General features: G+C 60.3%; 21 protein-coding genes and 2 pseudogenes. 19 read left to right on the top strand and 4 right to left on the bottom strand.

The window, feature by feature from the left end; genetic code table 11:
- Positions 1-80: 80 nt before the first annotated feature.
- The 4 genes and pseudogenes from M8N44_RS01095 to M8N44_RS01105 form a co-directional block, all read right to left on the bottom strand.
- Entirely contained in the window at positions 81-830 is a 750-nt protein-coding gene (locus tag M8N44_RS01095; RefSeq protein WP_022396195.1) for an amino acid ABC transporter ATP-binding protein, read from the bottom strand.
- Positions 823-1,512 (bottom strand): amino acid ABC transporter permease, encoded by a 690-nt coding sequence (locus M8N44_RS14005; protein ID WP_343123150.1) that lies wholly within the window; start codon positions 1,510-1,512, stop codon positions 823-825. The genes M8N44_RS01095 and M8N44_RS14005 overlap by 8 nt, the downstream gene beginning before the upstream one ends.
- An 81-nt stretch (positions 1,513-1,593) precedes the next feature.
- Positions 1,594-2,307, bottom strand: a pseudogene (locus M8N44_RS14010) (transporter substrate-binding domain-containing protein); the annotation flags it as partial.
- Between the two features lie 160 nt (positions 2,308-2,467).
- Positions 2,468-3,538: a glycosyltransferase family 2 protein gene (locus M8N44_RS01105; protein ID WP_146021175.1), complete on the bottom strand. Its 1,071-nt coding sequence runs from the start codon at positions 3,536-3,538 to the stop codon at positions 2,468-2,470.
- Between the two features lie 461 nt (positions 3,539-3,999).
- Here M8N44_RS01105 and M8N44_RS01110 point away from each other — a divergent pair, with 461 nt between their 5' ends.
- The 19 genes and pseudogenes from M8N44_RS01110 (at position 4,000) to M8N44_RS01195 (ending at position 26,308) form a co-directional block, all read left to right on the top strand.
- On the top strand, positions 4,000-5,091 hold the full coding sequence (locus M8N44_RS01110) for an EpsG family protein (protein ID WP_180975248.1): 1,092 nt from the start codon (positions 4,000-4,002) through the stop codon (positions 5,089-5,091).
- Positions 5,088-6,206, top strand: coding sequence for a glycosyltransferase family 4 protein (locus tag M8N44_RS01115; RefSeq protein WP_102728909.1), 1,119 nt, complete (start codon positions 5,088-5,090; stop codon positions 6,204-6,206). Before M8N44_RS01110 ends, M8N44_RS01115 begins: the two co-directional genes overlap by 4 nt.
- Complete coding sequence (locus M8N44_RS01120) at positions 6,206-6,814, top strand: sugar transferase (protein ID WP_102728947.1); 609 nt, start codon at positions 6,206-6,208, stop codon at positions 6,812-6,814. The genes M8N44_RS01115 and M8N44_RS01120 overlap by 1 nt, the downstream gene beginning before the upstream one ends.
- Positions 6,811-7,041, top strand: a pseudogene (locus M8N44_RS14015) (PglD-related sugar-binding protein); the annotation flags it as partial. The gene M8N44_RS01120 and the pseudogene M8N44_RS14015, both read left to right, overlap by 4 nt.
- 399 nt (positions 7,042-7,440) lie before the next feature.
- Positions 7,441-8,598, top strand: coding sequence for a DegT/DnrJ/EryC1/StrS family aminotransferase (locus tag M8N44_RS14020; protein ID WP_343132764.1), 1,158 nt, complete (start codon positions 7,441-7,443; stop codon positions 8,596-8,598).
- 11 nt (positions 8,599-8,609) lie between these two features.
- Positions 8,610-10,592 carry a UDP-N-acetylglucosamine 4,6-dehydratase family protein gene (locus tag M8N44_RS01130; protein WP_180970965.1) on the top strand — a complete coding sequence of 661 codons (1,983 nt, stop codon included), beginning with the start codon at positions 8,610-8,612 and terminating at the stop codon, positions 10,590-10,592.
- An 18-nt stretch (positions 10,593-10,610) separates the two neighbouring features.
- Positions 10,611-11,396, top strand: coding sequence for a polysaccharide biosynthesis/export family protein (locus tag M8N44_RS01135; protein WP_022396187.1), 786 nt, complete (start codon positions 10,611-10,613; stop codon positions 11,394-11,396).
- A 4-nt stretch (positions 11,397-11,400) separates the two neighbouring features.
- Entirely contained in the window at positions 11,401-13,782 is a 2,382-nt protein-coding gene (locus M8N44_RS01140) for a GumC family protein (protein WP_102728908.1), read from the top strand.
- A gap of 21 nt (positions 13,783-13,803) precedes the next feature.
- Positions 13,804-14,937, top strand: a complete 1,134-nt coding sequence (locus tag M8N44_RS01145) for a glycosyltransferase (RefSeq protein ID WP_102728907.1) — start codon at positions 13,804-13,806, stop codon at positions 14,935-14,937.
- Positions 14,934-16,082 (top strand): glycosyltransferase, encoded by a 1,149-nt coding sequence (locus M8N44_RS01150; RefSeq protein WP_102728906.1) that lies wholly within the window; start codon positions 14,934-14,936, stop codon positions 16,080-16,082. The genes M8N44_RS01145 and M8N44_RS01150 overlap by 4 nt, the downstream gene beginning before the upstream one ends.
- Before the next feature lie 6 nt (positions 16,083-16,088).
- The gene (locus tag M8N44_RS01155) at positions 16,089-17,114 is read left to right on the top strand and encodes a glycosyltransferase family 2 protein (RefSeq protein ID WP_022396183.1); all 1,026 of its coding nucleotides are present in this window, start codon (positions 16,089-16,091) and stop codon (positions 17,112-17,114) included.
- The gene (locus M8N44_RS01160; protein WP_180975246.1) at positions 17,107-18,270 is read left to right on the top strand and encodes a polysaccharide pyruvyl transferase family protein; all 1,164 of its coding nucleotides are present in this window, start codon (positions 17,107-17,109) and stop codon (positions 18,268-18,270) included. Before M8N44_RS01155 ends, M8N44_RS01160 begins: the two co-directional genes overlap by 8 nt.
- The gene (locus M8N44_RS01165) at positions 18,267-19,457 is read left to right on the top strand and encodes a glycoside hydrolase family 88 protein (RefSeq protein ID WP_102728904.1); all 1,191 of its coding nucleotides are present in this window, start codon (positions 18,267-18,269) and stop codon (positions 19,455-19,457) included. The genes M8N44_RS01160 and M8N44_RS01165 overlap by 4 nt, the downstream gene beginning before the upstream one ends.
- Entirely contained in the window at positions 19,454-20,968 is a 1,515-nt protein-coding gene (locus M8N44_RS01170; RefSeq protein ID WP_102728903.1) for a lipopolysaccharide biosynthesis protein, read from the top strand. The genes M8N44_RS01165 and M8N44_RS01170 overlap by 4 nt, the downstream gene beginning before the upstream one ends.
- Positions 20,965-22,152: a glycosyltransferase gene (locus tag M8N44_RS01175; protein WP_215451197.1), complete on the top strand. Its 1,188-nt coding sequence runs from the start codon at positions 20,965-20,967 to the stop codon at positions 22,150-22,152. Before M8N44_RS01170 ends, M8N44_RS01175 begins: the two co-directional genes overlap by 4 nt.
- A 1-nt stretch (position 22,153) precedes the next feature.
- A complete protein-coding gene (locus tag M8N44_RS01180) occupies positions 22,154-23,269 on the top strand; it encodes a glycosyltransferase family 4 protein (protein ID WP_102728901.1) in 1,116 nt (371 codons plus the stop codon).
- The gene (locus tag M8N44_RS01185) at positions 23,266-24,306 is read left to right on the top strand and encodes a glycosyltransferase family 2 protein (protein WP_180971702.1); all 1,041 of its coding nucleotides are present in this window, start codon (positions 23,266-23,268) and stop codon (positions 24,304-24,306) included. The genes M8N44_RS01180 and M8N44_RS01185 overlap by 4 nt, the downstream gene beginning before the upstream one ends.
- Positions 24,303-25,421, top strand: coding sequence for a glycosyltransferase (locus M8N44_RS01190; RefSeq protein ID WP_102728899.1), 1,119 nt, complete (start codon positions 24,303-24,305; stop codon positions 25,419-25,421). Before M8N44_RS01185 ends, M8N44_RS01190 begins: the two co-directional genes overlap by 4 nt.
- Positions 25,418-26,308, top strand: coding sequence for a glycosyltransferase family 2 protein (locus tag M8N44_RS01195; RefSeq protein WP_102728898.1), 891 nt, complete (start codon positions 25,418-25,420; stop codon positions 26,306-26,308). The genes M8N44_RS01190 and M8N44_RS01195 overlap by 4 nt, the downstream gene beginning before the upstream one ends.
- Positions 26,309-26,311: the final 3 nt, after the last annotated feature.

Below are 26,311 nucleotides of genomic sequence, written 5' to 3' on the forward strand. Positions count from 1 at the left end.
CGGTCTTCGCTGCTTCCTGCTTCGGCGGCAGGAGGGCGCGGGGCAGGTCTCCTGCGGAGAATTTTCCGGGACTGGCCGCGTCAGAGCACCTTGGAGAAGAATTCCTTCAGCCTGGGGTTGGCGGGGTGGTCGATCACCTGGGCGGGAGGCCCTTCTTCCACAATTTTTCCCTTGTCCATGAACAGGACGCGGGAGGCCACCTCCCGCGCAAACCCTATTTCATGGGTGACCACCACCATGGTCAGCCCACCCTGCGCCAGGTCCTTCATCAGGGAGAGCACTTCCCCCACCATTTCCGGATCCAGGGCGGATGTGGGTTCGTCAAACAGGATCACGTCCGGATTCATGACCAGCGCGCGCACGATGGCGATGCGCTGCTTCTGTCCCCCGGAAAGCTGGAGGGGATAGGAGTTCCTCTTGTCGTACAGCCCGATGCGCCGGAGCAGGGTTTCCGCCTGGGCCACGGCCTCCTTCCTGGTGGAGCGTCCCGTTTTGACCGGGGCGATCGTGATGTTTTCCAGGATGGTCAGGTGCGGGAAAAGGTTGAAGTGCTGGAAGACCATGCCCACGTGCCGGCGGAACTGGTTGACGTCCGTGCGGGGGGAGGTGACCAGCTCCCCCTTGAAGAGGATTTCCCCGGAGGTGGGTTCCTCCAGCAGGTTCAGGCAGCGCAGGAAGGTGCTTTTCCCGGAGCCGGACGGCCCTACGATGAAGACCACTTCCCCCCGGTCAATCTGCGTGGTGACGTCATTGACCGCAGGCACGGAGTTGAATTCCTTCACCAGGCGGCTGATCTGGAACATGGGGGTGTTTCCGGGCTGTTCATTCATTGTTTTTCAGTCTCCTTTCCAGTTTGCCGAGCAGCCAGCTGAACAGCATGACCACGGAGAGGTAAATCAGGGCTACGGCCGTCAGGGGCATGAAGGCGGTGTAAGTCTGGCTCCGGATGATGTCGCCGCCCTTGGTCAGGTCCTGAAGGGCAATGTAGCCGGAGACGCTGGTCTCCTTCAGCAGCACGATGAATTCGTTCCCCAGCGCGGGCAGCACGTTTTTAAAGGCCTGGGGCAGGATGATGAAAATCATGGTCTGGGCGTATCCCAGGCCCAGGCTGCGGCCGGCTTCAAACTGCCCCTTGTCAATGGCCATGATGCCGCCGCGGATGATTTCCGCCACGTAGGCGCCGGAGTTGAAGCCGAAGGCCACCACGGCCACCAGCACCTTGCTGACGTCCACGGTACCGAAGATCACAAAGTAGATAATGAGCAGTTGCACGACCACGGGCGTGCCGCGGATCACCGTCAGGTACAGTTTGCAGAGGGCGTTCAGGAAGCGGAAATTGCCCGTCTTGTCATGCGTGGCGCGGATGACGGCTACCACAAAGCCCATCAGGATGCCCAGCAGGACGGAGAAAAAGGAGACCTCCACCGTGACCAGGAAGCCGTTGGCCAGGTATTTCCAGCGGCCTTCCTGCATGAAGTTGACGTCAAAGGAGTCCTTCAGGTCCAGCCACATGTTTTCCAGCCAGTTCCCCCCGGCGGCGTGTTTTCCGGCTCCCGCGGCGGACTTGACCTGCATGGCCGCGTACGCGGTCCTTATTTCCTCCAGCCTGCCGGAGGCTTTCAGGTCCGCAATGGCGCTGTTGATGTCCTGGAGAAGTTCCGGATTTCCCTTGCGGACGGCAATGGCATAGGATTCTGAAGTGAGGGGTTCCGGCAGGATTTCCAGCCGGTCATTGCCTGCCACGTACATTCTGGCCGGGTCCTGGTCAATTACGGCCGCATCCACCTTGCCCGCCGCCACGGCGGCTACGGCCAGCGCCCCGTTGGGGAAGCGTTCCGGCTGCTGGATGTTCCGGGTGACGTAGATGTCTCCCGTGGCTCCGTGCTGCACGCCGATTCTCCTGCCGCGGATGTCTTCCCGGCCCCGGATGGGGGAGCCTTTGGGGACGATGATGACCTGCGCGGCTTCCACGTAGGGGATGGAAAAGTCCACTTTTCCCCTGCGTTCCGGAGTGACCGTGATGCCGGAGGCGGCCACGTCCGCCTTTCCGGAGACCACCGCCGTAATCACGGAGTCAAAGCTCATGTCTTCAATGACCAGCTCCCTGCCGGTGCGCCGGGCCACCTCCCGCATGATTTCCGGGTCAATGCCCATGATGGCGTTCCCCTCCCGGAATTCGTAGGGCGGGAAGGTCGCTTCCGTCACCATCAGGATTCTGCCGTTTTCCGCCGCTCCCGCGCCGCAGCATAAGAGGAGCCAGCCCGTCAGCAGGACTCCGAGGTTTTTCAGGAAGGAAATGGAGGGCATGGAAGGTAGGAAAAAAACGGTGGAGGCTGAACCGCTGGGATATATGATTTACCCGCCCGGAACGCAATAAAAAACTGTTTCTTCCCGGCTCCGGCTTTTTCCGGCCCTGCGGCGGCTGTGCCGGGGAGCGTGGGGACGTTCCCACGGTGCGGGAATGGATTCAGCGGACCAGCCGCAGAAGGATCCGGCGCAGCCTGTAGGCGATTTTTTTCAGGAAGGTATGGCGGCTGAGTTCCGCGTAGGCCGCCGCGGCGTCATTCCGGCGCATGGCGGAAAGGAAGGCGTCGTCACGGGCGGGATGGGCTTCCAGCGCGTGGCGCCAGATGGAGCTGGCGTTCAATTTTTCAAGCGCCTGCGGCATGCCGTCCGCCTTCAGTTTTCCGGAGACGGCCAGGGTTGCCAGAAAGCTGCGCACGTTGTTCAGGAAGGCCCCCAGTTCGCTTTTTTTCCAGTCTTCCCGGTCCGTCAAGGTCAGCTTGAGGGAATGAAGGCGGAGCATGTCGTCAAAGAGGGAGAGGGACAGGTTCCCGGTCACCCCTCCGAATTTATAGATATACACCTCCTTTGCCAGCACGGCGATTCGTTCCGCCCTGGGGAATACCTGAAGGTTGAACAGCTGGTCTTCCGCGTACCTGAGCCCGCTGGGGGCGGGACGGCTGGACAGAAGGAATTCCCTTCTGTAAAGCTTGATGCACATTTTCCCGTAGGTGTAGAACAGGCCGTGCCTGTCCATGCCGAAGAAGCCGGAATGGTAGGAGGACAGGAATTCCTCCCTTTCCACCACCCGGCTGTGCGGGATATGGCCGTCCTTCCTGCGGAAGAGGCCGAAGCGGTCCAGATGGCGGACGTAGTCTCCGATGACGACGTCCGCCCGTTCCCGGACGGCCATTTGAGCCATGGCTTCCACGCTGTCCGGAAAAATGGCGTCGTCCCCGTCCACGAACATCACATACTCTCCCGCGGCCATGTCCATGCCGGCGTAGCGCGCGGCGTCCACCCCCGCGTTCTCCCGGGTGATGACCCGGATGTTCTGATGCCGCGCCGCATAGGCGTTCAGAATGTGCGCCGTGCGGTCCGTGGAACCGTCATTGACCAGGATGATTTCCAGCGGTGACCAGGTCTGGCGCAGCAGGCTGTCCAGGCAGGAGGAAACGCACGTTTCCAGGTTGTACACGGGAACGATGATGCTGACGAGGGGAGCCTCCGGAATGGTTTGAACAGGGTGGTGCATGGGCGCGGTCGTAAAGGCTCCGCCGCCATGAACAGGATGCCTGCCGGAACGGAAGCAGGGGACATGGCCCGGACCGGAGGAAACGATAGGGCATCCGGGCGCGTCAAACAATGCCGAAAAGCTGTTTTCTACATTATCGTATAGTTAGAGTCATTTGCTATTTTCTTCATATTCAATATATAATGATAAAGGGAAAGAAAAATCGTTTTTTGAGGGCCAAATATTAAACCGGATTACCAGTCCGCTGTCAATCGAAGATTCTGACAATATAAACTTTAAGGAGTTTCTGGATTTTTATCCCAACGGAAAAGCCGTTTTTCCTCCCCTGCCTAAGAGGCTGAATTTGCCAGCTTTTCCGGGCCTCTATTTTCAAACGGACTGGTAATCCGCTAATGTCCGGCCGCGCCCGTTTTTGCCTTGGCATGTGTTTCGATTTTATTCCCATTTCCTCATACACTGCATTGTTTAACTGGACCATTCTTTTTTTAATCCTTGGTGCGGTTTATCAGGCGGGAACGGGAGGAATCTTTTCCGCTTCCACCGCCAGGCTGGACAGCCTGGCCGGCTTTTTATTCGTCGTCGCCCTGATCATGTACATGGGCGCGCGTCCCGTCAGCGCAGAGTTTGGAGATACCATCAATTACGCCGCGGAATTCCAGACGCTTCAGCAGGGAGAGGCGGGCAACTGGAAAGCCCAGTTGACGGGCATGAAGGGGGAATGGCTGTTTGCCGTCATTCTGCATGCGTGGGCGCAGCACGGCAATGTGCACGATTATTTCCTGACCTGTTCCGCGGTATACGTGGGAGCGCTGGCCCTGGCCAGCTACAGGATTTTCGGAGCCCGGTGGTTCATTCCCTTCCTGATTACGTGCGCCATGTTCACCTTCTGGGTATACGGGGTCAACGGCGTCCGCAACGGCATGGCCGCCTCCGTGATGATTCTGGGCCTCACCTTCCGCAGCAACCTTAAAATGCTTCTCCTTTGCACCGTGCTCGCCGTCAGCCTGCACAAGTCCATGATGCTGCTGGCCGCCGCGGGAGCCTGCGCCTGGTTTATCACGGATACGCGGTATTACGTGGCGGCGTGGGTAGGGAGCATCCTGGCCGTCATTCTGGCCGGTCCCGCCATCGGGGAGATGATCGCCTCCTCCGGCTTTTTCGATGATCCGCGCCTGACCCTTTACATCAACCAGGCGGATGAATTGAAGGCTTCCTCCGCATTGTTCAGCAGCGTGGGTTTCCGCTGGGATTTCCTGATTTACAGCGCGCTCCCCATTGTGACGAGCTGTTACTTCCTGTTCCGGGAGGAATACCGGGACGTGATGTATACGTGGCTGCTGAACATCTACATTGCGGCCAATGCGTTCTGGATTCTCTGCATGTACGCGGCGTTCAGCAACAGGTTCGCCCAGCTTTCCTGGTTCCTGATGGGCTTTGTCTTCATCTATCCCTTTTTCAAGCAGAGGTTCTGGGCGGACCAGGAAAAGAAACTGGCCTGCTTTATCCCGGTGGTTTACGCCTTCACCTTTTACATGAATATTTACAACGCATGAAAAGGAAGCTCATCCGGGTTGCGGCGTCCCCTATCTCGCTGGACCTGCTGCTCAAGGGCCAGTTGAATTACCTGAACGGGTTTTTTGACGTTCTTGCCGTGGCTTCCCCCGGAGCGGAGCATGCGCGCATCCGCCGCCGCGAAGGCGTGGAAACCGTGGAGCTGGAGATGGAACGGACCATTTCCCTGTGGAAGGATTTGAAAAGCCTGTGGCGCCTGTTCCTGCTGTTCCGCAGGGAACGCCCGTGGGGAGTGCATTCCGTGACCCCCAAGGCCGGACTGCTGAGCATGGCGGCGGCGGCTCTTGCCCGCGTTCCGGTCCGCGTCCATACCTTCACCGGCCTGATTTTTCCCTACCGGAAGGGGGCCTTCAAGTTCCTGCTCAAGCAGATGGACCGCCTGACCTGCCTGTTTGCCACCCACGTTATTCCGGAGGGGGAGGGCGTCCGGCAGCTCTTGATGGCGGAGAAGGTGACGGGCAAGCCTCTGGAAATCCTGGCCCACGGGAACGTCAACGGCGTTGATCCTGATTATTTCCGCCGTTCCGGCTGCCGGGAGGAAGTGAGGAAGCGTCTGGAACTGCCGGAAGATGCCGTGCTGTTTGTTTTTGTGGGGCGCATTACGGAAGACAAGGGCATCCGTGAGCTGCTTGCCGCGTTTTCCGCCCTGCGCGCAGAGACCGGGCGTCCTCCCGTTTTTCTGGCTCTGGTGGGATGGACGGAGGATTACGCCGGAGACAAGCTGGACGTGCCCGGCGTGTTCCGCCCCGGTTTTCAGGAGGATATCCGGTCCTGGCTGGAAGCCGCGGACGCGTTCGTGCTGCCCAGCTACCGGGAGGGATTTCCCAATTCGCTGCTGCAGGCGGGTGCCATGGAACTGCCCTCCATTGCCACGGATATATGCGGGTGCAATGAGATCGTGAAAGACGGCGTGAACGGCCTGCTGGTTCCGGCACGGGATGAAGAGGCTCTCCGGCAGGCCATGGCGGCCATGCGGGACGACCCGGAACGGCGCGGGAGGATGGGCGCGGAAGCGGCGGAACAGGTGAAAAGCCGTTTCAGCTGCCGGATGGTGTGGGAAGCATTGCTCCATTTTTACGGGAGGGCGTCGGCATGATTTACGGTAATTGCGTCAAGAGGGTGCTGGATTTTTCCGCCGCCCTGATTGTGCTGGCGGTGCTGCTGGTTCCGTTCCTGGCGCTGGCGGCGCTTCTGGCCGCCGCCAACCGCGGAACGCCGTTTTTCCGCCAGACGCGGCCCGGCCGCCACGGCAAGTTGTTCCGCATCGTCAAATTCAAGACGATGACGGATGAAAAGGATGACCGGGGAGAACTGCTGCCGGACGAACGGCGGCTGACGCGCGCGGGGCGGCTGGTGCGCTCCCTGTCCCTGGATGAACTGCCCCAGCTGTTCAATGTGCTGGCGGGGCAGATGAGCTTTATCGGTCCGCGCCCGCTGCTGCCGGAATACCTGCCCCTGTACAGTGCGGAGCAGGCGCGCCGCCATGACGTGAGGCCCGGCATTACGGGCTGGGCCCAGGTCAACGGGCGCAACTCCATCGGCTGGGACCGCAAATTTGAACTGGACGTCTGGTATGTGGACCATCTGAGCTTGTTGCTGGATGCGCGCATCATTCTGTTAACGCTGGCGAAGGTGGTCCAGCGCCAGGGCATCAGCGGTGAAGGCTGCGCCACCATGGAAAAATTCACGGGTTCCGGAAAATGAAGAAAAATATAGCAATCATCGGCGCCGGGGGATTCGGCAGGGAAACGGCCTGCTGCCTCCGCGCAATCAACGGGGAGTCCCCCTCCTGGAATTTGATAGGTTTCTTTGATGACGGGGTGGCCGCCGGAACGGAAAACGAGTACGGCCGCGTGCTGGGCACGGTGGAAGACCTGAATGCCTGGAAGGAGCCTCTTTCCGTTGTGATCGCGATTGCTTCGCCACGGGCTTTGGAACGCATTTCCGGCCTGTTGGATAATCCCCTGCTGGATTTTCCCAATATCATCGCCCCTGATGTGAAGTTTTATGACCGCGGCCGGGTGGCCATGGGGAAGGGGAATGTCATCAGCTTCGGCCACATCTTCAGCTGCCATGTGGACATGGGAGATTTCAACCTGTTCAGCTGCGGTTCCCTGATCGGCCATGACGTGACGCTGGGAAACTGGAACGTCGTGGCCAACGGCTGCAAGGTGTCCGGAGGCGTGACGCTGGGTAATGCCAATTTCCTGGGGGCCGCGTCCGTGGTGCTCCCGTGCCGCACGGTGAAGGAAAACGTCGTCCTGGGCGCCAATTCCACCCTGGTCCGGGATGCGCTGGTGGGAGGCACTTATGCGGGCTGTCCCGCCGTGCTGAAAAAGAAGCCGTCCCCTGCGCCGGAGAAGAAATCCACCGTCTGGCTGTCCCTGGCCTGCACGGGGGAGGCGGAGGAAAGGTTCGTGCATGAAGCCTTTGAATCAAAGTGGGTGACGACGGTGGGGCCGAACGTGGACGCTTTTGAACGGGAACTGGAGGAATACCTGGGGGAAACGCATGTGGTGGCCCTGGCGTCCGGCACTTCCGCCCTTCATTTGGGGCTGGTGATGCTGGGAGTGGGGCCGGGGGATGAAGTCCTCTGCCAGTCCATGACCTTTGCCGCTTCCGCCAATCCCATCATTTACCAGGGGGCTTCCCCGGTGTTTGTGGACAGTGAGGAAAAGACGTGGAACATGTCTCCGGAGATGCTGGAGGAAGCCATCCGGGACCGCATCAGGCAGACGGGCCGCACCCCCAAAGCCATCATTCCGGTGGACCTCTACGGCATGCCCGCCAGCATGGGGGAGATCATGGAGATTGCCGGGAAATACGGCATTCCCGTGCTGGAGGACGCCGCGGAAGCGCTGGGTTCCGAATACCGGGGGCGGAAGTGCGGGGTGTTCGGCACGTACGGGGCCTTTTCCTTTAACGGAAACAAGATCATCACCACCTCCGGCGGAGGCGCCCTGTGCTGCCCGGATGAGGAATCCCGGAACAGGGTCAAGTTTTACGCCACCCAGGCCAGGGACCAGGCGCCGCATTATGAACACACGCGCATAGGCTACAATTACCGCCTCAGCAACGTGTGCGCGGGCATAGGCCGCGGGCAGATGCTTTCCCTCCCCTCCTTCCTGGAAAAAAGGCGCGGCATCCATGAAGAATACCGCCGCCGGCTTTCCGGCGTGCCGGGGCTGTCCCTGCTGGAAAATCCGGATTCCCGCTACCATTCCAACCACTGGCTGACCTGCGTTCAGGTCAATCCGGAGGAGGCCCGGTTTGACCGGGAAACGCTGCGGCTGGCGCTCCAGAAGGCCGGGGTGGAAAGCCGCCCTCTCTGGAAGCCCATGCATTTGCAGCCCGTGTTCCGCTCCTGCCCGTTTTATGGCTCCGGCGTATCGGACCGCCTGTTTGAAGAGGGCCTGTGCCTGCCTTCGGGCGCTTCCCTGGCCGGGGAGGACATGGACCGCATCATTGACGTCTTGTTGAATCTTTAATGTTCGCTCTTATGACCGAGACTCATAGCCAGATTTCAAAATTCCTCTATTACGCCCGGCATTATCTGCTGAATGCCAGCGGGAAATTCATCTTCCTGCTGGATTTGGGGCTTTCCTCCCTGGTCACGCTGCTGGCCTGCTATTACGGGGAATGGATTTACAAGGGTGACTGGGTGGACAAGCACATGGGGGTAGCCCTCCTCTTCGATCTCGCTGTCACGGGCACCATGCTCTGGCGGTCCGGCGTTTACAAGACCCTGGTCCGGTTCACGACCATGAAGGACTTGCAGAAGCTGATGGCGGCCATCCTGCTGGCCAGCATGCTGCTGTGCCTCTTTAACATTCTTCTCTGGCCCGCGTATTACAAGGGGCATGTCGTTTGCGCCATTTTCAATTTCGTCATCACCTTCCTGGTCCTGATCGGGTGCCGCATGGCGTGCATCGGCGGAAGAAGATGGCTGGAACACCTCAATTCCAGCGAATCCGTTTCCTCTCTCACGACGACCGGGCGCAAGAGGATTGCGCTGGTGGGCAAGCTGGACGCCTGCCTCCTGAAAGCCTCCCTTATCAGAAGCCTGAAAAGTGAGGAATATGAAGTGGTGGGCATCCTGACTTCCGCTCCGGAGGCGGACGGCAAGGAAATCAAGGAGATTCCGATACGGTTGATCAAGGAGGCCGCGGAGGTGGAGACGGCCTTGAATGTGTTCCAGGCGTCGGGAGTCGTTTTTGTGGGGAAGGACGATTTGCTGGGAGATAAGAAGCTGGCGGACGTCTGCCTGGAAAAGGGGATTGAACTGATGATTTCCCACGACCTGTTCCAGTCGTTTCACGAATATTCCGGCGTGGCCGTGGATGAAGTGCAGATTGAAGACCTGATGGAGCGGGAGGAAATCAGCATCGACATGGAAAAAATCTCTGGCGGCATCAAGGGCAAGGTGGTGATGGTGACGGGCGCGGCCGGCTCCATAGGAAGCGAACTGGTCAGGCAGCTGTGCCGGTTTTCCCCGCGCCGGATCGTTCTGCTGGACCACGCGGAAACGCCGCTGTGGCTGGTGCGCCAGGAGGTGGAAAAATCATATCCCCACGTTCCCGTTGCCACTTCCATCACCAATGTCTGCCACCGCCGCCAGCTGGAGGAAAGCATGAAGCTGTACCGGCCGGATGTGATTTTCCATGCGGCCGCCTACAAGCATGTTCCGCTGATGGAGGAGAACCCGTGCACGGCCGTGGTCAATAACGTGAAGGGGGCCATGCATCTGGCCTCCCTGGCCGTCAAGTACGGGGTGCAGCGTTTCGTCATGGTCTCCACGGACAAGGCGGTGAACCCCACCAGCGTCATGGGCGCCACCAAGCGGCTGGCTGAAATGTACGTGCAGAGCCTGGGGGAAGCCCTGCTGAAAAAGAGCGGAAAAGGCGCCACCGTATTCATTACCACGAGGTTCGGCAATGTGCTGGGAAGCGCGGGCTCCGTTATTCCCCTGTTCAAGGAGCAGATCAGGAAGGGAGGGCCCGTTACGGTCACCCATCCTGAAATGATCCGCTATTTCATGACCATCCCGGAAGCCTGCCGCCTGATTCTGCAAGCGAACGCCATGGGGCAGGGCGGGGAGATTTTCGTCTTCGACATGGGGGAACAGGTCAGAATCGTGGAGCTGGCTAAAAAAATGATTCGCCTGGCAGGGCTCTCTCCGCTGAAGGATATCCGCATCGTCTTCACCGGACTGCGCCCCGGCGAAAAACTTTATGAAGAACTTCTGGCGGACTATGAACATACGCTGGAAACCTCCCACCAGCGCATCCGCATTTTCCAGACCCGGAAATATGACATGTCCGAGCTGAAGGAAGCCTTTGAAGAGCTGGTGCGGCATGCGGAAGCCCACCATCTGGAGGATACCATCCGCGCCATGAAGCAATTGATACCCGAATACAAGAGCAACAACTCTCCCTACGCTAAGTACGACTACCTGGACTTGAAGAAACCCCTTACCATCTAACCTCTGCTTAATCATCCAATGAAATACCTACATCTGTTCCGCCATCCCTCCCTGTGGAGCCGCCTGCTGGTGGCCGCCGCCCTGGCGTGCGCGCTTCCCGCCTGCGTCAAGCCTGAAGAAGTCAATTACGTCCAGAACCTGGTGCTGGACCAGAAAGCGTCCATCGGGAAGGAATATAAGATAGTCATCAAAAAGGATGACCGCCTGTTCATTTCCGTCAGCAGCAAGAATCCCACGCTCGCGCAGATGTTCAACAAGGACAGCGGCAGCGTTTCCAGCCCCAGGGATGACGAGCGCGGGTACTTCGTGAACACGGACGGCGACATCGTGTTCCCCGTTCTGGGGAGAATCAAGGCCGTGGGCAAAACCTGCACCCAGCTGGCGAACGACATTGAAAGTGAAATCATCAGGGAAGGGTACATCAAGGACCCCGCCGTCAGCGTGCGCCTGATGAACTTCAAATTCTCCGTGCTCGGGGAAGTGTCCAAGCCGGGCAATTATGAAATCAAGGGGGAACGCCTGACGCTGCTGGAAGCGCTGAGCAAGGCCGGAGACCTGAACATGGACGGCAACCGTGACATTTACGTTATCCGGGAATCACAGGGAGAGCGCATTGCGTCCAAGGTGGACCTGCGGAACAGCGACCTGTTCCATTCCCCCTACTACTACATCCAGCAGAATGACGTCATTTACGTCACTCCGTCGGACAGGAAGGTGAACACGCGTAGCGAACAGCTCCAGATTTATCCCTACCTGATTTCCGGCACCTCCATTGCCATGGTCATTCTGGCCTTCTGCATTTAATCCCATGAAAGACCTCTCCCCCAAGAAGGAATCCCTGGATGCCGGCGGCGCCGCGCCGGTATCCCTGCTTCCCAGCCCCAGGGCCATCATGGGCCGGATTGTCCGGAAATGGTACTGGTGCGTGCTTTCCCTTTGCATTTGCCTGCCCCTGGCCTATCTGTACGCGGCGCGGCAGCCCCAGGTGTACGGAAAGGCCACCACCATCCTCATCAAGGATGATTACCCCAGGGAATCCGTGGCCGCCACGGTGCTGGCCTCCACCAACGGAATAGTCAACACGGGCGCCACCAATCTGGACAATGAAATTTTCCTGCTTTCCTCCCATTCCCTGCTGAAAACGGTAGTCCGGAATTTGAAGCTGGACGTCACCTACTGGAAGAAGAACGGGTTCCGGAAGGTGGAAATTTATCAGGACTCCCCTATTGCGGCGCAGTTCACGCAGGAGGGAAAAACGGCTGACGCCCGGTTCCTGGTGATTCCCGTTTCCGGAACGGAATTCCGCCTGGAAAAGGATGAGAAGGATCATCACGGGCATGAGACGGGCGTCTTCGGCAAGGAAATCCGGTTTGACTCCCAGGCCTTCATCGTGGAGAAAACTCCCAAGTTTGACGAAAGCAGCCTGAACGTTCCCGTGATTGTCAGGAGAACTTCCGTGAAGAATGCGGCGATGGGGCTGGGAAGCGGCCTGACCGTCAGAAAGGCGAGCGGAAAGAATGATTTGATCAACATTTCCATGCGCTGCAATAATCCGGTGAAGGCGGAGGATATTCTGTACAGCATCGTCCATTTTTACAATGAGGCGTCCCTGGAGGAAAAGAACAAGCGCGGCACAAAGACGAACGAGTTCATCGGAGATCGCCTGGACGTCATCAGTGAGGAGATGAAGAAAAATGACCTCGCCATTGAAGATCTGAAAAAGGAGACGGACGTTCTGACGGACCTGTCCACGGCCCTCACGGAGGAATATGAGAACAGCCTCAATGACAAGAAGGATTTGAGAGAGCTGGAGCTTGAAATCAAGTCCATAGAATACCTGAAAGATTACCTGGAGCAGGAGGCCGAGCATGACGCCAGGCTGGTCCCCATCAATTCAAAGATAGCGGACATGGGCATCCGGGACCAGATCAGCGTTTTTAATGACACCCTGCTGAAAAGGACGAGCCTGAAGGTGAATGCCGGGGACAATAATCCGATTATCCGCGAATTGGAGGCCAATTTGAACTCCCTGAAGGATGCGTTGAAGCGTTCCGTGAATAACTACTATACGTCCCTGCTGGTCAAGAAGAAGAACGTGCAGGACCAGCATGAGCAGACGCGGGAGCATATCAGGAATGTTTCCAGCAGGGAAAGGGCCGTCAACCACATTGAACGCGAGCAGCGCGTCCGGGAATCCCTGTACGTTCTCCTGCTGAACAAGAGGGAGGAAAATTCCCTGGCCCTGGCCGCCACGGAAGACAACGCGCGGATGGTGGACGGCGTGCGGGGCGGCAACGGTCCGCTGGAGCCGAACGTTCCCAAGATTCTGATGGTGGGATTTCTGGCCGGGATGGCTATTCCCGTGTTCCTGTGCGTGGTCGCGGCCATGCTGGATTCCAGCGTGAAGCGCCGGAAGGAAATAGAAACCCTGACCTCCATTCCCGTGTACGGGGAACTGCCGCGCAAGCCGCGGAAGCTGAAGAACCAGGAAATCGTGGTGAATCTGGAAGAACCTTCCGAGCTGTCCGAATGCTTCCCCCTGCTGGCGGAACGCATGGTGGCCCTTTCCGACGGGAACGAGGGGAACCCCCTCAGCGTCCTGATTACGTCCACCTGTTCCGGGGAGGGGAAAACCTATCTTTCCGTGAACCTGGCCCTTTCCCTGGCCGTGGCCGGAAAGAAGGTGCTGCTGATGGATATGGATTTAAGAAAAGGGGCGCTCAGCGCCCTGCTGGGCGGAGCCGGAAAGCCGGGCCTGGGGGATCTGGAGCAGGCCGGGGAGGGCGGCTGGCGTTCCCTGGTGGAACAATCCCCCGTTTCCGACCACCTGGATTACCTGTTTGCGGGAACCGTGCCGGACCATCCCTCCCGGCTTTTGCTGCATGACCGCATCAGGAAGCTGATGGAGGAAGTAAAGGAGCAGTATGATTTCATCTTCATGGACTGCGTTCCCTACTCCTCCCTGGCGGATGCGCGCATCGTCGCCCGGCTGGCCGACGTTACGCTGTACGTCATGCGGGCCGGCTGCGTGAAGAAGCGTGATTTGGCCGGATTGCAGAAGATCTGGAAAAACGGAGAGCTGAAGCGCATGGGCATCGTCCTGTGCGACGTGGAGCCCCATGGCCGCTCTTCCCGCGGGTATGCCGTGTACAGAAGCCTGGACACCTCCTCCCCGTGCGCGGGAAAATAATTCGTTTCAGAAGCCCGTCTTATGCCGCGTTCCCGTCTGAAAGTCCTGTTCCTGGTGGAATCCCTGTCCGGGGGAGGGGCGGAGAAAGTTCTCTCCGGGCTGGTGCGCGGCCTGGACCGGGAGCGTTTTGACGTGACGGTGTGCACGGTGGTGGACTGCGGTCCGTACCGGGAGGAAGTAGGAAAATACGCGCATTACCGCACCATCGTGGGCGGCCGGGGCTGGCTCTACCGGCTCAAGTACGCTCTGGTGTACCGTTTTCTGCCTGCGGGCTGGATTTACAAGTGGTGCATTGCCGGGGATTACGATGTGGAGGCGGCTTTTACGGAAGGGTTTCCCACGCGCCTTCTTGCAGCCGCTCCGGAAGGGAAGGCCCGGAGGCTGGCGTGGGTCCATGTGGACCTGGAGGCCCGGCCCTGGACGCAGGGGCCGGTGTTCCGGTCGCTGGAGGAGGAAAGGAAGGCTTACGCCCGTTTTCAAACCGTGGCGCATGTGTCGCAAACCGTCAGGGAAGCGTTTGAACGGCGCTTTGGAGCGCATGCCGGGTCCGTCGTCCTGCACAATCCGGTGGACCGGGATGCCGTGCGTTCCGGAGCCTCCGCTGCGGAGGAAGTGCCAGAAAAAAAGTGTTTCCGCTTTGTTTCCGTGGGGCGTCTGGAAGAACAGAAGGGCTTTGACCGGCTGATTGCCGCGCTGGCCCGCTTGAAGGAGCGCGGATGGCAGGCGGAACTGGTGATTCTGGGGGAAGGAAGCCGGAGGCGGGAGCTGGAAAGCCAGGCCGCCGCTCTGGGAGTGGCGGACTCCGTGCTGATGCCCGGCTTCCGGGAGAATCCCTACCCGTGGATGGCCACTGCCGATGTATTCGTATGCAGCTCCCGCAGCGAGGGAATGAGCACCGTGGTCACGGAGGCGCTGGCGCTGGGCCTGCCTGTTCTGGCCGTGGAGTGTTCCGGCGTGCGGGAACAGCTTGGCATGGGAAGGTTCGGGCGCATTGTGGAAAATCATGATGGGGCGCTGGCCGGCGGCATGGAGGATTTCCTTTCCGGCAGGGAATCCTGTGAAGATTGGAGGGAAAGGGCGGCCCGGGGCGGGGATGAGGTTGCTTATGAAAGCGCCGTGCGGAAGGTGGAGCATTTGCTGGAGGAAATGAAATGAAGAAGGTGGCGTTTTTTGTCAACAGCCTGTCCGGCGGCGGTGCGGAAAAAATTCTGCAAACCCTGCTGAACCGCTGGAACGGAAACCGGTGGCAGGTGGTCGTTTATTCCATCAGGAAGGAGGACATCCCGTCCGGCTACCCCCGGAATGTGTCCGTCCGTTTCCTGTTTGACGCCCTCCGGGAGGAGGACGGCCCCTGGGCGCGCCTGCTCGTCAAAATCCGGAACGGTCTGAAATTGCTGGTTTACAGGCATTTCCCTTCTTCCGTTTTCTACCGCTTGTTCATTCGCGGAACCTATGACGTGGAGGCCGCCTTCATTGAAGGCTACGCCACGCGGATAGCCGCCGGCTCCCCCCATGCCGGAAGCCGGAAACTGGCCTGGGTCCACATTGACCTGGCCGCCAACCACTGGACGCTGCCGGCCTACCGGAACGCGGAAGAGGAAAAGGCCGTTTACCGCCGTTTTGACACGGTGGCCTGCGTCTCCCGGAATGTCCGGGACTCCCTGCTGGCCCTGGCTGGTCCGTTGCAGGATGCGCGGGTGGTTTACAACCCCGTGGACGTTCCGCGCGTCCGGGAAAAGGCGGGGAAATCCGTTCCGGAACGTCCGGAAGGGGCCGTCCTGTTCTGCGCTTCCGGCCGTCTCGTGCGCCAGAAGGGATTTGACCGGCTGGTGACGGCGTGCCGCTATCTGGCTCAGGAGGGCTTCTCCTTCCATCTCTGGATTCTGGGGGAGGGGCCTGAAAGGAAGACGCTGGAACGCATGATTGCGGAGGGGAACTTGCAGGGCAGGATATCCCTGCTGGGGCAACTGGAAAATCCGTATCCCTACGTGAAGGCGGCGGACTGGCTGGTCTGTTCCTCCCGCAGCGAGGGGTATTCCACCGTGATTTCCGAGAGCCTGATTCTCGGCACGCCCGTGGCGGCCACGTTGTGTTCCGGAGTCCGGGAGCAGCTTGGGGACGGGGAATTCGGGTTGATTGCGGAAAACCACCTGTTGGGGCTTTACCGCGCCCTGGAAGATATTCTGACGGGAAAGGCGGACCGCCGGGACTATTGCGGGCGGGCGCTCCGCGGGGGGAGCCGGTTTGACCTGGATGGGCAGATGAATGCCGTGAAAGAACTTTTTGAAGAAACGCGCTGAACCGCCATGCCCTCCGTATCCGTCATTATTCCCGTGTTCAACGCCGCGCGTTTCCTTGAAAAATGCGTGGGGTCCGTGCTGGACCAGACCTTCACGGATTTTGACGTCTGCCTGGTGGATGACGGCTCCACGGACGGGAGCGGCCCGCTGTGCGACAGGCTGGCTTCCGGGGACGAGCGCGTCCGGGTCATCCATCTGGACAGGAACATGGGGGTTTCCGCCGCCAGGAACCGCGGCATGAAGGAAACGGACGGCCGCTGGCTGTGTTTCATTGACGGGGATGACTGGGTGACCCCCTCCTACCTTCAGGAACTGGTCTCCGCCGTGGAGGACGGCGCCTGCGACCTGGTGGTGGAAGGGCTGTGCTCCGTCCGCGCCGGGAAAAAGGATGAAGTGACGGTGCCGCAGCCCATGGAGCTGGACGCCAGGCCCGGAGAGGAGGAAGCCTGGGTACGGCTGTTCCGTTCCTTCCTGCTTTTTGGCCCGGTGGTGAAATTGTACCGCCGCACCCTGCTGTCCCGGCATTCCATACGCTTTCCGGAGGACGTTTCCTATGGAGAGGACCTGATGTTCAACATGGCGTACCTGAAATACATCAGGCGTTTGAGAACGGTGGACAAGGCCGGATACTTCTATCGCCGGGCGGAGGAAGGCACCCTGTCCACGCGTTTTGTCCCGGAAAAATTCATCTGGATTGTCAGGCAGTTCCGCCTGGAGCGGAAGTACTTCCATACCAGGGGGCTGGAAGGGGCGTCAATCGAGGAATACCTGGCCTTCCGCTGGTGGGGGCTGGTGTACAACGCCCTGTTTGAAATCTACCGTTTCAGGGACCGGTACGGCCTGGCGGAGCGCATGAAGGCGGTGAGAACCATTGTGGGAACGCCGGAAAACAACCTGCTGCGCGCTTATCCCGGGGTGTTCCACTGTCCCGGGTGGATGAGCATGTGTTTATTCAACCGCTGGCCCTTCTGCCTGTTCCTGCTGATGGAAGGCGCGCGCGCCGGAAAAAATAAATCGAATGGGCATGCATAAGATTCTTTTATATCCCCATGGAGGCAGCGGCAATCACGGCTGCGAGGCGATCGTCAGGTCCACGATGCTGCTGCTCCGTCCCGGACAGGGTGTTCTATTCTCCTCCGCGTGCGGGGAAGACAGGCGTTATGGGCTGGAACAAGTGGTGAGGGTGCTGCCGGAACAGCGGCCCATCCGGAGGTGCTCCTCCGGGTATGCGGGCGCGTGGCTGCGGCGGCGCGTGCTGGGCGTCCGTGACGCCTTTGACCGGCTCGCGTTCGGCGGCATCGTGAAGGAGGGTGCGGACCTGGCCCTGTGCAGCGGCGGGGACAATTACTGCTACGGGGAGCCCGTGCATATTTATTTGCAGAACGACCTGCTGCGCCGCGCCGGCGTGCCCGCCGTCCTGTGGGGGTGTTCCCTGGAACGGAAGGATATGAAGGGGCGGATGCTGGAGGACCTCCGGGCCTTTGACCTGATTGTGGCGAGGGAATCCCTGACCTGCGACGCCCTGTTGGAATGCGGGTGCCTCCGCACGGTGCTGTACCCGGACCCGGCGTTTGCCCTTCCGGTGAAGGAGGGGCCTTTGCCGGAGGGCTGGAAGGAAGGGAACATGGTCGGCATCAACGTCAGCCCCCTGATTATCGGCCATGAGGGAAGGGCCGGGGCCGTGATGGAAAACTATGTGCGGCTGGTGGAATACCTGCTGGAAGCTACGGATATGAATGTGGCCCTCATTCCCCATGTGGTGTGGCCCGGCAACGATGACCGGAAGCCGCTGGGCGCGTTGCGGGAGCGTTTCCGGCACACGGGGCGCGTCGTTATGGTTGGGGACGCCCCCTGTGAGGAATTGAAGGGCTGCATTTCCCGGTGCCGTTTCCTGGTGGCCGCCCGTACCCACGCCTCCATTGCCGCCTATTCCACGGGCGTTCCCACGCTGGTGGCGGGATATTCCGTGAAGGCCAGGGGGATTGCCCGCGATTTGTTCGGGACGGAAGACGGCCACGTGCTGCCCGTGCAGGCGATGGATGACCCTGGCGAGTTGAGGAAGGCGTTTATCCGGATGATGGAAAGGGAGGACGGCCTGAAGGCCGCCTATGCGGAAAAAATCCCCGCGTATCGGGAACGCCTGGCGCGTTTGCCGGAAGAACTTTCAACCCTGTTGAAGCGGTCATGATTGCGTACGTTTCCATCTTGTCCGTCCTGCTCCTGCTGGTTCTGGCCGTGGTTTGCGTGGATGCCTGGCGATTCCTGGGGACTCTGGCGGGGCGTTTCCATATCGGGCGCTGGCAGGACCGGCGCGCGTGGCAGGAGGCCCTGGCCCGGACGGCCGCGGCATGGACGCGGCGCATGCCGGCCGTTCCCAAAAGGGACCAGGGCAGGCGCATCCTGTGGGAGATGGCGCGGGGAACCTACGCGGACGCCGCCATTCAGGGGTGGCAGGCGGCTGGGTTGTTCCTGGGTCTGCACGTCTATGCCGCGGACAGGAAGGATGAGGCGTTGAAGGAAAGGCTGCGCCACAGTCTGGAGGAACATGAACTGGTTAGGAATTGCCTGGCCGTTCCGGAGCCGGAACGGTGGGAGGCGGACCGGCTGCTGCTGGATTATGCCGTGCTGGAGGCCGGATGCCGCGGGGCGGACCAGGTGGCGGAGGCTTCCGCCGCATTGCTGGAATCCCTGCGGACGGGGGCGGGAACGCTGGCCTACAGGCGCAGGCAGCCCGGCGTGCGTTACGTGGATGCGATCGGGCTGGCCTGCCCGCTGGCGGCCGCCTGCGCGGCACGTACGGGAAAAGGGGAATACTGGAACCTGGCGGTGAAGCAGGTGGAGGAATATGATATGGCCCTGCTGCCGGGTTCTTCCTTCCCCGCCCATGGCTTTGAAATGGAGCGCGGCTACCCGCTGGGGCTGTATGACTGGTCCCGGGGCCTGGGCTGGTACGCGCTGGGATTGTGTGAGCTTTACCGCCTGATGGCTCGGCACGGGAGGCCGGAGGCGGCTGGAATGGCCCGGCGCATTCTGGCGCTGGCGGAGGAACTGCTGCCCCTGCAAAAGAAAAACGGCGGCTTCGGCTGGATGGTCGCCAGGCCGGAATCCGTGTTTGAATCTTCCGGAACGGCCCTGCTGGGCCTTCTGCTGCTGGCCGCCTACCGTATTTCCGGAGAGGAGCGTTTTCTGAAAGCCGCCTTCCGTGCGGAAAAGGCGCTGATGGGGGTGACGCGCCGCAACGGCGTGCTGGACATGTGCCAGGGGGATACCAAGGGCATCGGCATGTATTCCGACGTGTGGAGCCTGATGCCGTTCGCCCAGGGAATGGCCCTGCGGCTGAGCGTGGAACTCAACGGGGAGGAGGGTAAGGCGTGAGAACGCTGAACTCCGGCAAGAACTTTCTGGTGACCATCAGCCTGATGGTCACGATGACCCTGCTGGGCTTTGTGACGCGCAAGCTGTTCGTCAATGAGATAGGGGTGGAGTACCTGGGCCTCAACGGCCTGCTGACCAACATCCTGGCCGCTGTCACGCTGCTGGAGTCCGGCTTTGGAACCAGCGTGGTTTTTCACCTCTACAAGCCTCTGGCGGAGAACGACCGGCCGCGGATTCTGGCCCTGCTGCAATTTTACCGCAAGGTGTACCGCATCATTGCCGCCGCCGTGCTCATCCTGTGCCTGTGCCTGTATCCGTTCCTTGGCTGTTTCATCAAGGACGAGGGGCATCTGGACTACCTGGCGCTGGTTTATTTCATCTTTGTCTTCAACTCCATCCTGCCGTACCTGACGGCGTACAAGAATTCCCTCATCAACGCGGACCAGAAAAATTACAGGCTGGGCGCCATTAACTTCATCTATCAGGTGGGGCTGAACCTGTCCAAGCTGGCCATCCTGTACTGGACGGGCAACTACGTCCTGTACCTGGTGGTGGAATCCCTGTTCCTGGCGGGGTTCAACGTGGCGATGGTGCGCAAGGTGGATGCCCTGTACCCCTACGTCAGGAGCAGGGTCTCCCATGCCCTGGACGCCGTGACGAAAAGCCAGATCGTCGTCAACGTCAAGGCCCTGTTCCTGCACAGCGTGGGCGGCTACTTCATGCATTCCACCAGCAACATCGTCATTTCCAGCTTCGTGGGGCTGGCGGCGGTGGGCTTCTATTCCAACTACATGCTGGTGGTGGGAACCATTTCCACCTTCATCATGCAGGTGATCAACAGCATGGCGGAAAGCGTGGGCAACCTGATCGCCAGTGAGGACAGAGGGCATGTGTACGAGATTTTCAAGAGGGTTTTCCTGATTAACTTTCTGATTTCAGGGGTGTCCTCCATCGTTCTGCTGAACACGCTGAATCCCTTCATCGTCTGGTGGCTGGGGCCTGAATACATGCTCTCCGGGGCCTGCTCGTTCGTCATCATCCTGAACTTCTTCGTGGTGGGCATGAGGCGTTCCGCCATGGTGTTCAAGACCAAGGCGGGCATCTTTCACCAGGACCGGTACTCCCCGCTTCTCCAGGGCGTGCTCAACGTCGCGCTTTCCGTCACGCTGGTGCAGTGGTGGGGGATTACGGGCGTGCTGCTGGCCGCGACGCTCAGCCTTCTTTCCATCGGCGTCTGGCAATTCCCCCGGCTGGTGTACAGGCATGTATTCCACCAGCCCCTGAGGCGGTACTTCATCACGTACGGATGGTACCTGCTGCTGGCGGCGGCGGGATATGCGCTGACGTATCCCCTCTGCGCCCGTTCCTATTTTTCCTCCCCCCTGGCGGACCTGTTCATGTGGGGCATTATTTCCGTAGTCATTCCGCTGGGGCTGGACGTACTCGTGCTGTTCAGGACGTCCCCCTTCCGCGGGCTGATGGGCCACATGCGCACGCTGGCATGCAGATGAAACGTATATTCATAGCCATTCAATACATGGAGCTGGGGGGCGCGGAACGCGCTCTGCTGGGGCTGCTGGATGCGCTGGACGCCTCCCGCTTCCGCGTGGACCTGTTCGTTTACCGCCATTCCGGAGAGCTGATGCCGCTGATTCCGGATAAAGTGAACCTTCTGCCGGAACTTCCCTCCTACCGTGCGCTGTCCCGTCCGGTAAAGGACATCCTGAAGGAAGGGAGGCTGGGCATTGCCGCCGCGCGCCTGTGGGCCAAGCGGCGTTCCGCCCGTTTTGGAAAACGGCTGGAAGGCCGTGAAAACTACGCCGTCTTTGACGATGCCGCCGCCGCCGTCTCCCCGTTTCTTCCTTCCCTGAAAAAGCTGGGCGTGTATGACTTGGCCATCAGCTTCCTGACGCCCCACCGCATCGTCCGGGACAAGGTGCTGGCCCGCAGGAAAATAGCCTGGATTCATACGGACTACTCCTCCATCGGAATCAATGTGGAGCGTGAATTGCCGGTGTGGCGCAGCTATGACCGCATCATCTCCATTTCCCCGCAGGCAGGGAGGGGCTTCCTGTCCCGCTTTCCGGAACTGGAGGATAAGCTGGTGGAGATGCAGAACATCGTTTCCCCGGAAGCGGTGAGGGAACAGGCCGCTCTGGAAGACGTTTCCGCCGTGATGGAGGGGGCCCCGTCCCTGTGCACCGTGGGAAGGTTCTCCCATGCCAAAGGGATGGACCGCGCCGTCAGGCTGGCCGCGCGCCTGGTGGCAATGGGGATGGAAAAACTGCGCTGGTACCTCATCGGCTACGGGGATGAAATGTCCCTGCGCCGTGAAATTGCCGCCTGCGGCATGCGGGAACACGTGGTCATTCTGGGTAAAAAGGCCAATCCCTACCCGTACATGGCCGCCTGCGGGCTGTATGTGCAGCCGTCCCGGTATGAGGGAAGGGCCGTGGCGGTGAGGGAGGCGCAGATATTGGGACGGCCCGTAGCCATTACAAACTTTCCGACCTCCGCCGGGCATCTGGAAGACGGCGTGGACGGAATCATCATCCCGAATGACGAGGAAGGTGCCGCGCTGGCCCTGTTCCGGCTGCTGAAGGATGACGCGCGCCTGGAAAGCCTGTCTGCGGAATGCCGGAGGCGTGACTACGGCAACCGTAATGAAATCCTGAAACTGGAGGCATTGATCTGACATGGGAAGACGGCTTTTGTATATCACCAACGGCATCGCCGGAGCGGGAGGGCTGGAACGGGTGCTCTCCGTCCGGACGCGCCTGCTGGCGGAACGGTACGGGGATGAAATCCATATCCTGACGCTGAATGAAGAAGGAAAGGAGCCTTTTTATGACTTCTGGCCCGGCATTCACGTCCATGACGTGCGCATGCAGGGAAATCCCGCCGCGAGGCTGAAGGCCTGGGCAAGCGGCGTTCGGAAGGCGGTGCGCGCCGCCAAGCCTGCTGTCGTTTCCGTTTGCGACGACGGCTTCAAGGGGTTCTGGATTCCCTTCCTGCTGACGGGCTGCGGCTGCCCCGTGGTCTATGAACGCCACGTTTCCCGGCTGATTCAGGCGGACGGCCTGAAATCTTCCGCTCTCATGAAACTGGAATTCGCCCTGATGCGGTTCCTGGGAAAACGCTTCTCCCGTTTTGTGGTGCTGACGCCCGGCAACCGGGAGGAATGGCCCATGGCGAATGTGGAGGTGATTCCCAATCCCCTGCCGTTTTATCCGGAGGCACCCTCTTCCGGAAAAGAAAAAAGGGTGATTGCCGTCGGCAAGGTTTCCCCCCAGAAAAACTACGGAGCGCTTCTGGCCGCCTGGAAAAAGGCGCACGGTAAATTTCCGGAATGGAAGGTGGAGCTGTTCGGAGCGGAAAAGGACGGAGGGATGCTGAGGAAAGAGATACGGGCCGCAGGGCTGGAGGAAAGCTTCCTGCTGCATCCCCCCACGCGGGAGATCATGCGGGAGTATCTGGCCTCTTCCATCTGTGCGATGTCTTCCCGCTATGAAGGATTCGGCATGATGCTGGCGGAGGCGATGGCGTGCGGCGTGCCGTGCGTGGCCTTTGACTGTCCCTGCGGTCCCGGCGACATCATCCGCCATGGGGAGGACGGCCTTCTGGCGCGGCCGGGAAAGGTGGCGGAACTGGCTTCCGCCCTGGAACTTCTGATGGGGAATGAAAAACTGCGCTCCTCCATGGCCGCGAAAGCGCGGGAAAATGTGAAGCGGTACGCGGCTGAAACGGTGGCGGCCCAATGGGACGGCCTGTTCCGCCGCATCCTTCAGGAAAGGAAAGGAGGCAAGCCGTGATTTCCGTCATCGTTCCCGTCTATAACGCGGAGGCTTATCTTTCCCGCTGCATGGAAAGCATTCTGAACCAGACGTACCGGGATATTCAGGTCATCTGCGTGAATGACGGTTCCACGGACTCCAGTGGGGACATGCTGGAAGAACTGCGCCGCCGGGATGGCCGGGTGCAGGTGGCTTGCCGGGAAAACTCCGGCTTGTCCGCCTCCCGGAATGCCGGGCTGGAGCTGGCGGAAGGGGAATGCGTGATGTTTGTGGACGCGGACGACTGGCTGGACGAACACGCCTGCGCGGACGCGATGAAAGCCATGCTGGGAAGGGACGCGGACATCGTGTTCTGGAGCTATGCCAGGGAATATGGAACGGCGTCCGCCCCGGTGCTGTTCTGGCGCGAGGAGCGGGTGTTTGAAGGGGAATCCATGGAATGGCTGAGGAACCGGCTCCTGGGGCCGTCCGGGGCTGAACTGGGGCGTCCGGAACGGCTGGACTCCTACGGTACGGCCTGGGGCAAGCTCTACAGGCGTTCCCTGTTCCGGGAAGGGGAAGCCTCCTTCGTGGACACGGCCCTGATCGGCTCCGCGGAAGACGTGCTCTGCAATCTTTCCCTGTTCCGGGCGGCCCGCAGGGCGGTGTACATCCCCACCACCTTCTACCATTACCGGAAGACGGCGGCGGGAGCCCTGACCAAGCGGTACAAGCCGGAGCTGGCGGACCAGTGGGAGGAACTCTTCCGCCGGATGGAGCGGCAGGTGCGGGAAAGCGGAGCTTATCCGGAAGCGGAGCAGGCCCTGCGGAACCGCATGGCGCTCTCCGTCATTTTCCTGGGCTTGAACGTCTGCGACGCTCCGGCCTCCTCCTTCCGGAAATGCCGTATTCTCCATGAACTGCTGAAACGGGACTGGTGCCGGACGGCGGTCAGGGAGCTGCCTCTGGCGCCTCTCCCCCCGCATTGGAAAGCGTTTTTCCTGACCGTGAAACTGGGATGCGTGCCCGGTTTGTACCTGTTCCTTCTGACCATTAAAAGAATTCTGGCAAAATGACCCCTCAACGAGTGCTCATGGTATTCACCATCATGAACCGCGGCGGAGCGGAAACGATGGTGATGAATTATTACCGCCACATGGACCGCAGCAGGCTCCAGTTTGACTTTCTGGTGCACCGGGAGACGCCCGGCATTTATGAAGAGGAAATCCGGAGGCTGGGAGGGCGGATTTACAGGCTGCCGCCCATCACCCTGCGCGGTCTGGCGGCGTATCAGGAAAAAATAGCGGCTTTTTTTGACGGACATCCGGAATACAGGATGGTTCACGGCCACTGTTCCGAGCTGGGCTACTGGGTATATCGTGAGGCGGCGGCGCGGAACATTCCTTTCATTGCGGCGCATGCCCACAGCTCTCCGGTAGGAATTGATAAAAACTCCCTGTTCCGCTTCGTGCTCAAGCACCTGATGCGTCCCTGCCTGACCCACCGGTTCACGTGCAACGAACTGTGCGGGCGCTGGCTTTTCGGCCGCAGGGGCGCGCGTGACGCCATCGTCGTCCGGAACGCCATTGACGCGGGGCGGTTCACCTATTCCCCGGAGGTCCGGGAGCGGGTGCGGAAGGAAATGGGCTGGGAAGGCAGGCTGGTAGTGGGCCACATCGGCAATTTTTCCTGGCCCAAAAACCACGAATTCCTGCTGCGCGTCTTCCGCGCCCTGCTGGCGGTAAGGCCGGACGCCCTGCTGGCGCTGGTGGGAAGCGGCGGGGAAGGAGAGGGCAGGATCCGGCAGGAGGCGGAGCGGCCTGAATGGGACGGAAGCATCCGCCTGCTGGGCGGCAGGGATGACGTTGCCGCCCTGGTGCAGGGGATGGATGTCTTTGTCTTCCCCTCCCGGTTTGAAGGCTTCGGCATTGCGATGCTGGAAGCGCAGGCGGCGGGGCTGCCCGTGGTGGCGTCCGACCGGGTGCCGGGGGATGGAGCGGTGGTCCCGGGCCATGTGAATTTTATGTCCCTGAAAAAATCCCCCGCCGCCTGGGCGCGGAAAATAGCGGAACTGGCGGACGGCTGGCAACGGACGGATGCGTCCGCCTTCATCCGTGAAGCGGGGCTGGACATCGTCCGCAATGCGGAAAAGCTTCAGGAACTCTATCTGTCACAGGGAGGTGAAGCATGAACCCCCTGCTCACCGTCTTCACGCCCTCCTTCAACAGGGCGGACTGCCTGCGCCACTGCTATGAAAGCCTGCGGCGGCAGACCTGCCGTGATTTTATCTGGCTGGTGGTGGACGACGGCTCCACCGACGGCACGAAGGAACTGGTGAAGGAATGGATGCGGGAAGGCGCGCTGGACATACGCTGCCACCATCAGGAAAACGGAGGCATGCATGCCGCCCACAATGCCGCGTATGAATTGATGGACACGGAACTCAATGTCTGCCTGGATTCCGACGACCTGATGCCGGAAGACGCCGTGGCCTCCATTCTGGAATTCTGGGAACGTCACGGAAGTGACCGTGTGGCCGGACTGGCAGGGCTGGATGCGGACGTGAAGACGGGGGAACTCATCGGCACGGCCTTTGCAGGGGATGTGCAGGAAACCACATTGACCGGGTTTTATGCGGCGGGAGGCCGCGGAGACAAGAAGCTGGTGTACCGCACCGCGCTGATGAAGCAATTGCCGCCGTATCCCGTCTTTCCCGGTGAAAAATACGTGGGGCTGGGCTACAAGTACATGCTGGCGGACCGCGTCGCCCCGCTGCTTACGATGAACAAGGTGCTTTGCCTGGTGGAATACCGGGAGGACGGCTCCTCCAGGAACATGTTCCGCCAATACGTGCTCAACCCGCGGGGATTCGCCTTTCTGCGGAAGGAGGGAATGAAATACCAGCCCTCCCGGCGTCGGCGGTTCATGGAGGCGGTTCATTACGTCTCCGCCTCCCTGCTGGCCCGCAATCCGGGTTTTTTGCGGGAATCACCGCGACCGTTGCTGACTCTGGCGGCCCTGCCGTTCGGAGTGGTCCTGACGGGCCTTATTCTGGCCAAAAACGGAAGAAAGGAATAACGG

This window comes from Akkermansia massiliensis, assembly GCF_023516715.1.
Taxonomy (GTDB): Bacteria; Verrucomicrobiota; Verrucomicrobiia; order Verrucomicrobiales; family Akkermansiaceae; genus Akkermansia; species Akkermansia massiliensis.